This is a genomic window from Protofrankia sp. Cas8, assembly GCF_963555845.1.
Classification (GTDB): domain Bacteria; phylum Actinomycetota; class Actinomycetes; order Frankiales; family Frankiaceae; genus Protofrankia.
Window position 1 is genome coordinate 1 of the sequence record NZ_CAUVXI010000196.1, and the last position, 10,468, is coordinate 10,468.

Consider the following 10,468-nt stretch of genomic DNA (forward strand, 5'->3'; position numbering starts at 1 on the left):
GTGAGGACCTTGGGGAAGTCGAAGCTGTTGTCCGGGCGGACGAACGAACGGGGGTTGGCGGTGACGCTCTCCTGGACGCTGGCGGACAGGACGCGGACGATGACCTCGCGGTAGATCGGGTTGGCGACCCGGACCGGGGCGTTCACGTCGATCAGGCCAAGGTCGCGGACATAGCTCAGGTCGTCGTTGTAGGGGTCCAGGGGCAGGAGGTCGCCGCCGATCACGGGGCTGAGGATGCGTTGGACCCGAGGTTCGGCGAGCCGCGCGGCGAGCGAGTCCAGATGGGTCGCCCGAGCCAGGATCAACCGCTCCTTCGCCTCCTCCAGATGCCCGTTTGTGATCATTTTGTCACCTGGCACCTGAAGCTTCTCGACGACCTCCCTGGCAAGGGCGTTGACCAGCCAGGGCTGGCCGCCGGTCAGCTCGTAGGCGTACTCGACGGCACCCGGGGCGAACCGCTGCCCGGTATCCGCGGTGTGCTGGCCGTAGAGTTCGGCGACTTCCTCGGCCGTGAAATCGCCCAGCCGCAGCGATTCCAGTTTGATGTTGAAAGGGCTCGACGTGCCCAGCCGGGACGGGTCGCCGCCGGATGCTGCTTTGTAATCACGGACGTCTCGTAGGCCGCAGAGGGCCACCGACCAGGGAAAATCTCTGTTTTCGCGCTCGGGAAAGCCAGCGCGCAGCTGTCGGAGCACGTTGACAAGGCTCTGCCCACGAAGAGCGTCGATCTCGTCAAAAAACAGCACTAATGGACGCGGACATGCCCGCGCCCACGCGCGGAGCGCTCCTTGGAGAAGGGACGCATCGGACTCGACGGGCCAGGCCGGCGGGCGTAGCTCCGGCGGAAGATGGTCCTCAGCGTTGAAACGGATCTGGGTGAGGATGGCTCGGCTCGCCGCCCCGTAGTCCTCCCCGGCGGTCGCACCCACCTCGCAGGAGAAGTACAGCGCGGCGTACCGGCCCTGTGCGGTCAGTTCTCGCGCGAGTGCCCGCAATGCCGTCGTCTTGCCCGTCTGCCGGGGCGCGTGCACGACGAAGTACGCCTGCTGATCGACAAGTCCAGGCCCCTGCGGCAGCCGTTCCAGCGCCGGGATCATGTAATGCTGCGCTGGCACGCACGGACCAGCCGTGTTGAACCGGCGACTCATCGATCGTCCCCTTCGCGGGCCGGCAGGCAGCGGTTGCTCCGTGACCACCCTACGCGTGATCGACGATCTAGCCATGAGGTGACCATGATGGTGACCTGAGCGGCGGCATCAGTCGGCATCCCGGTCATGATCCCCGGTAGAGATCGTCGAGGCCGACCAGGACGACGGCGGTGTCCTGCGCGGCGAGTCTCCGGAGTTCCGCGCTGAACCCGGCGCCGCTGTAGCAGGCAAGTTTGGCGCTCTGGGCGCCGAGGCGTCCTTGCGCGACGAGCAGGGCGCGGATCCGACGGAGTCGGGCGAGATGGCCCACACCCATGGTCTCGCCCCACTTCGCCTCCCCGATCGCGATCAGTGGTGCGTGATTGTCGTCGTCGAGACCGAAAGTGACGACGTCCAGTTCGTGGCTGGCCTTGTTGGCCGGGTCGTTGACGGTTCCCGCGCCGACGCGGTTGGGGTAGTCACCGAAGCGCTCGGTCGGTGCCAGATGGCGGGTCCAGTGGCGGCAGATGTGTTCGAAGTGTGGGCCCAGGACGTTGCCGACGAACCTGCGCTGGCTGCGTTGCCACAGCCCGGTGGCGTCGCGGGTGTGCTCAAGATCGGACCAGATCGGGCGCATCACCGCGTGGTAGAAGGTCAGGAGCGGCTCGGCGATCCGGAAGTTGGTCCGGTTGTTCCTGAAGACGTCGGGTTCACGGGTGATCATGCCGCAGTCTTCGAGGACGGTCAGTGGATGGGCGAGGTCACCGGATTTGCGGCCCAGGTAGGAGGCGATGCCGCCGCGGCTGCTGTTGCCGGCCGCGATCGCCGCGAGCACCGAATGGTACAGACCGGTGTCGCGCAGGTCCGGCTCGTCGGCGAGTAGATACCGGGCCTCACGGAACAGCGGGCTGGTGGGGGAGAGCACGGTGCGGGTGACCCAGGGGTCGAAGTCGTCGGGGCCCGTGGGCACGTCGTCGCGGGCGAATTCCCGGCGGTAGGCCGGGGTGCCCCCGACGATCGCGTTGACCTTGAGGGCGGTGACCGGATCGTCGATTCCCCAGAACTCCGCGGCGAGGCGGTGGTCCAGGGTCGGTACGATGAGCTCGAGGCCGGCACGTCCGCGTAGTGGCGCGTTGCCCCCGAGTAGTCGGCCCATGAAGGACATGGCTGATCCGCACAGCAGGAGACGGGTGCGGCTGGTGTCCCGTTCCGCGCGCAGTGGGGCGAGTGCGTTCTGGATGACGGAGGGCAGGCTCGGGTTGGCCTTGGCCAGGTATGGGAACTCGTCGATGACGACGGGGACGCAGCGGTCGCGGCCGAGTGCGAGCAGGGCGTCGACGACCGAGTGCCAGGTGTCGAAGACCAGTGGGGCCGGGGTGGCGAGGTGGTCGGCGAGATCGGCGCCGATCCGGCGCAGCGATTCGCCGTCGGCGGCTTCGTCGGCGGCGAAGTAGAAGCCGCCGGTCGCCTGGCACAGCGCCCGCAGGAGGAAGGTCTTGCCTTGGCGTCGGCGCCCGGACACAACACCGAGCGTGGCCCCGTCGCCGGGATCGGTGGCGAAAGCGGTGAGCGCGGTCCACTCGTACTCCCGGTCGAACATGTCGCTCGGCCTGCGCAGCACCTGCATCTTCATGATCACCCCGTCTTCACGCCTCGCAGAACCGTACCTATGATAACTACGCCTATGACGGATTCTGCTCTGGTGGCGGTGCGTGCTGTCGCGAGTCATGCTCGTGCCCGTTGAGGAGTCGATCCTCGCCTCTGCCGCGGTCCTGACCGATCCATTGCTGCGCTCGTTGGACGCCATTCATCTCGCGACGGCGCTCCGGCTCGACGCGCCGTCGCTCGTCCTCGTCACCTATGACAAGCGCCTGTCCGCCGCCGCGAGCCAGCAAGGTCTGGCCGTTGCCGCGCCTGGCTGAGGCGAGTCTATGCAGGACCGACGATGTGCTGTTGTCCTCATCGGCGAGTAGATACCGGGCCTCGCCGAACAGCGGGCTGGTGTCCCGTTCCGCGCGCAGTGGCGCGAGCGCGGGGTAGTAGATCTGGCCGCGGGAATCACATCAACAAGGGTGTTCAACCCGTCATCTCGCTGGCCGCATCCTTTGCTCGCGGCAGGCCGCCAATAACGCATCGCCCCGCAAGCCGTATGACCGGCACGGTGGCGCCGCTGGCCGCTCCCGAGACTCCGATCACTGCCTTCGACGCGCCACGAGAGCTCCTAGCGTATCCTATAGGATACGCCAGAATGTGGGGGAGGGACGCCGAGTGAAGACCACGGGCCGCCTGATCGAACAGGCCCGGCTGGAGGCAGGGCTCTCGGGGGCCGAACTGGCCCGGCGTGCAGGGACTTCCCGGCCAACCCTGGCCGCCTACGAGCACGGAACGAAGTCGCCAACGCTCGATACCGCGGCACGTCTGCTGGCCGCCGCAGGCTTCCGGTTCGACGTCGTCCCGGTGCCCTCCTTCGTCGACCTGACCGACGAGCGTGGCCGGCCCTTCTCCGTGCCCGACCGCCTGCCGCGGCTGCCGGCAGGCCAGGCACTGGCGCGGGTGCGGCTGCCGGTCCATCTCAACTGGTCTGACCCCGACCGGGTCTATGACCTCTCGGACCGCCGGCAGCGTCATCGGGTGTACGAGATCGTCCTACGGGAGGGTCTGCCCGCGGACCTCCTCACCTATGTCGATGGCGCCCTGCTGGTGGATGCCTGGCCGGACCTGGTCCTGCCGGCGGCCGTTCGGCGGGCCTGGGAACAGATCGTCTTCGCGTGATCACATCCTTCCAACGATCCGTGGCCGCAATGTTCTTCAGCCTCGACGAAAGCGCCGGTTTCGCGGTCGCGGGTGGCGCGGCGCTCATTGCCAGAGCCCTCGTGGACAGATCGACGCAAGATGTCGATCTTTTTTCCGGAGCCCCGCCGGTCGTCCCGATCCCTGACGTGGTGAGGGCATTCACCCGGGCCGCGGTCGCCGAGGGATGGCTGGTCCGGCAGCTGCGCCTGTCGGACAGCTTCGCCCGCCTCGCGGTCGAGGCTGACGGAGAGGTGACCGTGGTGGATCTCGGCCCCCGGCCCCCGGCCCCGGCCCCGGCAGACGGCGGGCAACGAGGCCGCGAGCTGATTCGGCAGCTGGGCATCAGGCTGGCGGTTGCCGTGGCGCCGAGGTCCCAGCAGGCCTCGCGGGCGGCGGCGTCGGCCTCGCCGATCACGGTGAGCGGGCCGCGCGGGCGAGCGTCGGTCGTACCCAGGGACGCTGCCCGACTTTCGGTTATCCACGTAGCAAGGTGATTCGGCGGCCAGCGGGGCTTGTGGTCGTCGTGATGGCGGTGCGCTCGTCGATGGCGGGGGCAGCGGGGCGCTGGTCGAAGATGGCGAGGGTGCCGGTGTCGAGCTGGAGACGATCGAGGTAGCGGTCAAGCTGCTTGAGGCCCTGGCGAAGCGGGTCCGCCTTGGTCGGACGCCAGGTCTTGATCTCCAACGCCTCACGCTGGACGCGGCGGGAGCCATCGGGAGTCGTGTAGGGCCAGCGGATATGCAGGTCGATACGGCTCGAACCGACCGCGTACTCACGCTCGACAAACCCACCGCCGTTCACAACGCGCTGGAGGTAGCCCATGAGGATCAGCTGGGGGGCCGCCTCGTGGTAAAAGCCTGTCTTGATAAGAAAGTCACCGTTCTCCATCCACCAGTCCGCGAACTCGTCGAGCACCTTGGGGAAATCGAAGCCGCCGTCCGAGCGGACGAACGAGCGGGGGTCGGCGGTGACGCTCTCCTGGATGCTTGACGACAGAACCCGGGCGATGACCTCCCGGTAGATCGGGTTCGCGACGCGGACAGGAGCCATGGGGGCGATCAGGCCGAGGTCACGAACGTAGACGAGGTCATCGTCATAGGGCTCAAGAGTGAGCAGGTCACCGGCTAGCAGCGGACCGACAACCCGCCGCACCCGCGGCTCGGCGAGCCTGGCCGCAAGCGAGTCCAGGTGGGTGGCCCGGGCGAGGATAAGCCGCTCCTTCGCCGCCTCGAGGTGATCGACGGTGATCGGTTCGGGCGCGGGCACAACTAGTTTCTCGACGACCTCACGGGCGAGCGCGTTCACCAGCCAGGGCTGGCCGCCGGTCAGCTCGTAGGCGTGCTCGACGGCGCCCGGGGCGAACTGCTGCCCGGTATCGGTGGTGTGCTGGCCGTAAAGCTCGGCGACCTCGTCCGGCGTGAAGTCCCCAAGACGAAGGGACTCCAGTTTGACATTGAAGGGGCTTGCGGTCCCGAGACGGGTGGCATTACTACCGGACATGATCTTATAGTCGCGGATGTCACGCAGACCGCAGAGGGTCACCGACCAGGGAAAGTCCCCGGTCTCGCGCTCGGGAAAGCCAGCCCGCAGCTGGCGGAGCACGCTGATCAGACTCTCGCCGCGTACCGCGTCGATCTCGTCGAAGAAGAGCACCAGTGGACGTGGGCAGACCCGCGACCACAGGGTGAGTGCCTCACGCAGAAGCGAGGCATCCGGCGCCCCGGGCCAGACCGGTGGTTGGAGGGCTGCCGGCAGCGCGGTGATCGCGCGGGTGCGGATCTCTTGCAGGATGGCGTGCTGCGCCTGCGCGTAGTCGTCTCCGGCGGCCTGCGCGGCCTCACACGTGAAGTGCAGAGCCGCATACTGCCCACCGGCGGTCAGCTCGCTGGCAAGCGCGCGCAGCGCCGTCGTCTTCCCCGTCTGCCGAGGGGCGTGCACCACGAAATACGCCCGCTGGTCAACGAGCCCCGGCCCCTCTGGCAGTCGCTCCAGAGCCGGGATCATGTAATGGGTCGCGGGCACACACGGACCGGCCGTGTTGAACCGGCGAGGCATCGATCCTCCCTCCGCGGACCTGCCAGCAGGGTTGCTCCGTGACCACCCTACGCGTGATCGACGATCTAGCTGGGGCTCGATGCCGACACACCTCGGCTTTGGCTTCGTGGGGAGGTTGCCAGGATCGGTCCCGCAGCTGGGTCACGTGCCGGCGCCCCACACCAGCCGAGGCACACTCTGCCGCAAAGGCTGCACCCCACCGGGATTACCCTGCATGCCCGGACCGCTACGTTACGCACATATCAGGTCCAGGGTTCGCGCTACTTCTGGTCGAAGAAATGTTTGAGCGCGCCGGACATGTACCCGATGTTCACCGGGGTACCCATGTTCACCGGGGTACCCAGCAGGTAGGCGTCCGCGGTCAGCACGTCCACGGTGGACGCGACGAGCGCGGGCCGGGTGACGACGTCCACTCCCTCGATCGCGTCGTCGGTGGCACCGGCGCGTACCGCTGCTGCGCTCGTTGGACGCCATTCATCTCGCAACAGCACTCCGGCTCGACGCACCGTCGCTCGTCCTCGTCACCTATGACAAGCGCCTGGCCGCCGCCGCGAGCCAGGAAGGTCTGGCCGTTGCCGCGCCTGGCTGAGGCGAGTCCGTAGTGCCGTGTGCCAGGATCGGCCGGTCGTGCTACGAGGCACGTAGCATCGTCGCATGTTGTTTCGCGTTCCTGAGATCGACGCGGCCGATGAGCGAGTGCTCGGCGAGCTCGAACGGTTCCGCATGGATCTGCGCCACCATGTCGCTGAACCGAGGCGCTGGCTCGGGCAGTTGCGGCGGAGTCTCATCGCAGGGGCGATCAGGGGCTCCAACACGATTGAGGGCTACACGGTTGGCGTCGCTGAGGCCGAGGCGGTGGCCGAAGGCGAGGAGATGCCGACAGCTCACGACCGGCAGACCCGCGCGGCGATCGCCGGCTACGCGGACGTGCTGACCTACGTGCAGCAGGCAGCCCGGTTCGAGGTGTTCACCTACCATCCGATGCTGCTGTCGGTGCTGCACTTCACGATGGTGCGCAGTGAGTTGGAACGGTCACCCGGCCGGTACCGGCTGGGGCCGATCTGGGTTGCCGGCTCGCCGGACAACCCTCCCGTGTACCTGGGGCCGGATGCGGCATGTCTACCGGATCTGATGGATGAGCTGTGTGGTTGGCTCCAGAACAGTGATCGCGATGCGCCGTCCCTCGTCCGCGCGGCGATGGCCCATCTGAACCTGGTCAGCATCCATCCCTGGCGGGACGGCAACGGACGGATGTCGCGCTGCCTGCACACGCTCGTGCTGGCCCGGGAACTGATCCTGGCGCCTGAGTTCTCCAGCATCGAGGAATGGCTGGGGTCGTCGCCGTACAACACCGCGATGTATTACGCGGCGCTGGGCGAGGCGCAGGGGGGCAGTTACCAGCCGAACCGGGATGCCCACGGCTGGGTGCGGTTCTGCCTGCGAGCACATCATCTCCAGGCGCAGCTGGTCGAGCGGCGGCTCGAGATCGCGGCGGAGATCTGGCAGGTTCTCGCCGGCCAGGTTGCCGCCGCCGGTCTGGGGGAGCGGACGGTCGCCGCGCTGTACGCAGGCATTCGTCCGGGCGGGGTGCGGCGCGGTACCTATGCTCGGGACGAGGGGCTGACTCGCGATCAGGCCATCCGTGACCTGGCGGGCCTGAAGAAGGCCGGGTTGATCGAAGAGGTCGGGCACGGCCGGACGCAGCACTATGTCGCATCCGGCCCGGCGGCGCAGGCGCAGCGGTCGGTCCGCGGTGCGCACGCGGATCGACCGCTGCGCGACCCGTACGGCGACCGGCAAGACTGAACCCGTGTCGGCGCCCTTCCCCGATTAGGCTCGTGATCGTGTCTGCCCAGGGGTTGCTCGTCGGCGTGTCCCGGAGGCCATTCACGTTGCCGCGCACTTTCGGGGGCCACTGTCTGTGGCCACGTGAGCTTGGACCTTCAAGGCTCGCTGGACATCATGCTCACGTACGACAAACTTCTCATAGCGGCGGCCCGTGCCGCAGGTCTGCCGGTAGCGTCCCCCGGCGCGACGTATTGACTGTACCGCCGTGACGAGTGGAAGGTTGACATCCCAGAAAGCCACAAATCGGACGCAAAATATACGCCTACCTTCCACTCGTCTGACGTGGCAGGCGGCGTGGAGCTCGTCGGGGCGCGGCGTTCGGATGTCGGGGCCGGCTCTGGGCCGGCTCTGGGCCGGGTGGCTCCCGGGTGCCGCACTCGGAGGTCGAACGCGGACGGGTCGATGGTGTGCTATCCGGCGTAGGCAGCGGCTGAGGGTGAGGAGATGCCGACACCTGACGACCGGCAGCACCTACCTGGGCCGGCTAGTCGAACTGGATGGCGGGTTTTTGGTCGGTGCCGCCGTTCGCACGCTCGACGACCTGTTCGGCGGTCAGCGGGCTCTTGGGATGGTGGCTCAGGCACAGAGGCGTCTGCACCTTCCGGAAGGCGAACCCGTCACCCGCGGCGTAGAACTGGCCGATCTTAAGACGGCCGATGTCCGGCGCGTCGCCACCCTTGACCTTGGCCATGGCCTGGGCGGCGGCGATCTGGACCGGACTGTTCAGCAGGCCGAAGAACTGAGTGGCGGCATTGCCCGGGATCTGATTGTGCAGCCCTTTGGGAGCCTGCGTCGCGAAGACGAGCCCGAGCCCGTACTTGCGTGCCTGCGACGCCAGCGCCACGGTGCTCGTCGTGCAGGCCGTCATCCCGCCGGACGGCGCGAAGGTCTGGGCCTCGTCCATCACGAACAACCCGCCCAGCGGCCGGTCGCCGGCCGGGTTCTTCTTGACCCAGGCGAACAGTGCCATCTGCAGCTGGTTGACGAAACTCTGCCGCTGCTCGTCACCGGGAAGGCCCACGAGGCTGATCACCGACACCCGGGCACGCTTCCCGGCGGGTGGTGTCAACAGCAGGCTCGGATCGACGGGCTCGCCCCGGCCGCCGAACAGCGGGTCGATCACCATCGCGGCCTTCAGCGCCTGCGCCATCCCCGCGGCGATTTTTCCGGCGTCATCGAGGGAGCTCACGCCGTCCGGGATGTCGGACAGGAGCTCGAGAAACGAGGCAAGGGTGGACCGACCGCGGCGGGCGAAGTACCGGAGCGCCTCGCACAGCACTGCCTGGCCCAGGTGCGCCTTGCTGCTGCTTCCCGCGACGTTGGCCCTGGCCGCCAGCGTGGCGGCGGCTGCGTCGATCGCGACGCCGAACTCGTCGGGATCGTCGAGGACGCTCTGGAAGTCCGGAAGAGGCTGGAAGCTCAGGGGCCGACCGCGCACCTTGCGCGGCGTCCACACCACGACATCGGTCTCGGCCAGGTACTCCTTGGCCAGCCCTGCGTCGGCGTCGGCCCAGTGCGCCGGGGGCGTCGGCCAGGCGTCGCCCAACCGGGCAAGGTCATTGTTGGGGTCGAGGACCACCGACGAAACACCGCGCAGCGCGCACTCCTCGACCAGCCGCCGGATGAGCACGGTCTTACCCGAACCGGAACCGGCGAAGATCGCGACATGCCTGCGCAGGGACTCCAGCTCGACCTGTACCGGTGTGCGGCCGTTCACGGTCAGGCCGATCGTGATCGGCGCGGTTTTTGTCGCACCAGGTTCGGGGCTTGTGCGGTCAAGTCCCGGGGTCGCGGTCGGCTTCGGGGTCGGAGCGGGAGCCGCGTCGGCGAGGACTGCGCTCAGCAGCGTCGTGTTGCTGGCCGGCTGCCGCGTAACGAGCCAGTCCCGCAGGTTGGGGCGGTTCTCGGCCAGCATCGTCTCCAGCGCGGCGAATGTCTTCAGGTCGCCGTCGTCCAGCGGGAGGGTGATGCCACCGGCCGCGGTGAACGCCTCGATCGCCTCCCGCGTGCGGGCGCCGTTGCTCCAGATGGCGTTGCGTAACAGGAACAGCCGGCGTCTGCCTCCGCCCTGATCGATGCCGGCCATCGTGCAGGCGCCGCGGATTCGGTTGAGCGCGGAGGTGGCCTGGTCACTCGTGACCGCTCGGAAGGCCCAGTGGATCTCGTCGCCGGTGTTCTCGTCGAGAGTGCGGCGCAGGCGGGCATGCAGGGCGGGTTTCGGCCCCGGCAGTGGATCCCGAGAAAAGGTGTCCCCGTTCCCGCCACGTTCGGCGATCCACGCAGTCAGGCCGGCCGCGAGCAGTCTCGGAACGAGCGAGTCCTCCGTCTCGGCGACAAGGGCGGCGGTGATGTCGGCGTTCCCACGTAGTTCGTCGAACCTGACGTCCAGCGGATTCGGATTCGGATCGATGATGGGCGGGAGCACGATGGGTGGAGGCGGCGTGCTTTCATCGCCCAGATTTTCCAGTTCCGAGAACTCGTTATTGGCCAGGCATTTCTGGACGTGGTTGTCTATGCGTTGGAGAAGTGCCCGTGGAGTATATGCCGGGGCGTCCGCGAAGGCGGATTCTTTCACCGGCCAGGTAGGATGCGGAGCCTTGAAGTATATTTTCCGGAAACGATCGGCGAAGCGCCTTTTGATGATC

General features: G+C 67.7%; 8 protein-coding genes and 2 pseudogenes. 5 read left to right on the plus strand and 5 right to left on the minus strand.

All coding sequences use genetic code 11. The annotated features are described in order from the left end of the window. A partial coding sequence (locus U9977_RS21805; RefSeq protein WP_416210737.1) for an ATP-binding protein occupies positions 1–1,148 on the minus strand: 1,148 nt, incomplete at its 3' end. Between the two features lie 124 nt (positions 1,149–1,272). Then, positions 1,273–2,760, minus strand: coding sequence for an ATP-binding protein (locus tag U9977_RS21810; protein WP_322751156.1), 1,488 nt, complete (start codon positions 2,758–2,760; stop codon positions 1,273–1,275). Between the two features lie 79 nt (positions 2,761–2,839). Between U9977_RS21810 and U9977_RS21815 the strand changes: the two genes are divergently transcribed. From U9977_RS21815 to U9977_RS21825, 3 genes are all read left to right on the plus strand, one after another. Further along, the gene (locus tag U9977_RS21815; protein ID WP_322751149.1) at positions 2,840–3,049 is read left to right on the plus strand and encodes a PIN domain-containing protein; all 210 of its coding nucleotides are present in this window, start codon (positions 2,840–2,842) and stop codon (positions 3,047–3,049) included. A 346-nt stretch (positions 3,050–3,395) separates the two neighbouring features. After that, a complete protein-coding gene (locus U9977_RS21820) occupies positions 3,396–3,899 on the plus strand; it encodes a helix-turn-helix transcriptional regulator (RefSeq protein ID WP_322751150.1) in 504 nt (167 codons plus the stop codon). After that, a complete protein-coding gene (locus U9977_RS21825) occupies positions 3,896–4,414 on the plus strand; it encodes a hypothetical protein (protein WP_322751151.1) in 519 nt (172 codons plus the stop codon). Before U9977_RS21820 ends, U9977_RS21825 begins: the two co-directional genes overlap by 4 nt. Here U9977_RS21825 and U9977_RS21830 read toward each other — a convergent pair. After that, a complete protein-coding gene (locus U9977_RS21830; protein WP_322751152.1) occupies positions 4,395–5,975 on the minus strand; it encodes an ATP-binding protein in 1,581 nt (526 codons plus the stop codon). The two genes, U9977_RS21825 and U9977_RS21830, sit on opposite strands and share 20 nt — an antisense overlap. Before the next feature lie 266 nt (positions 5,976–6,241). Further along, a pseudogene (locus tag U9977_RS21835) lies at positions 6,242–6,481 on the minus strand (hypothetical protein); the annotation flags it as partial. Here U9977_RS21835 and U9977_RS21840 point away from each other — a divergent pair. Both U9977_RS21840 and U9977_RS21845 read left to right on the plus strand, forming a co-directional pair. After that, positions 6,424–6,564, plus strand: a pseudogene (locus U9977_RS21840) (VapC toxin family PIN domain ribonuclease); the annotation flags it as partial. The pseudogenes U9977_RS21835 and U9977_RS21840 sit on opposite strands and share 58 nt — an antisense overlap. A 65-nt stretch (positions 6,565–6,629) precedes the next feature. Further along, the gene (locus tag U9977_RS21845) at positions 6,630–7,781 is read left to right on the plus strand and encodes a Fic family protein (protein ID WP_322751154.1); all 1,152 of its coding nucleotides are present in this window, start codon (positions 6,630–6,632) and stop codon (positions 7,779–7,781) included. 526 nt (positions 7,782–8,307) lie between these two features. On the opposite strand, the gene U9977_RS21850 is transcribed toward U9977_RS21845, so the two are convergent. After that, positions 8,308–10,468: ATP-binding protein (locus U9977_RS21850; RefSeq protein ID WP_322751155.1), on the minus strand; the 2,161-nt coding region annotated here is incomplete at its 5' end.

Excerpts from the sequence above, each read along its gene's own strand:
- U9977_RS21810 (WP_322751156.1), bottom strand. The coding sequence starts at position 2,760 with ATGAAGATGCAGGTGCTGCGCAGGCCGAGCGACATGTTCGACCGGGAG.
- U9977_RS21830 (WP_322751152.1), bottom strand. The coding sequence starts at position 5,975 with ATGCCTCGCCGGTTCAACACGGCCGGTCCGTGTGTGCCCGCGACCCAT.
- U9977_RS21845 (WP_322751154.1), top strand. The coding sequence starts at position 6,630 with ATGTTGTTTCGCGTTCCTGAGATCGACGCGGCCGATGAGCGAGTGCTC.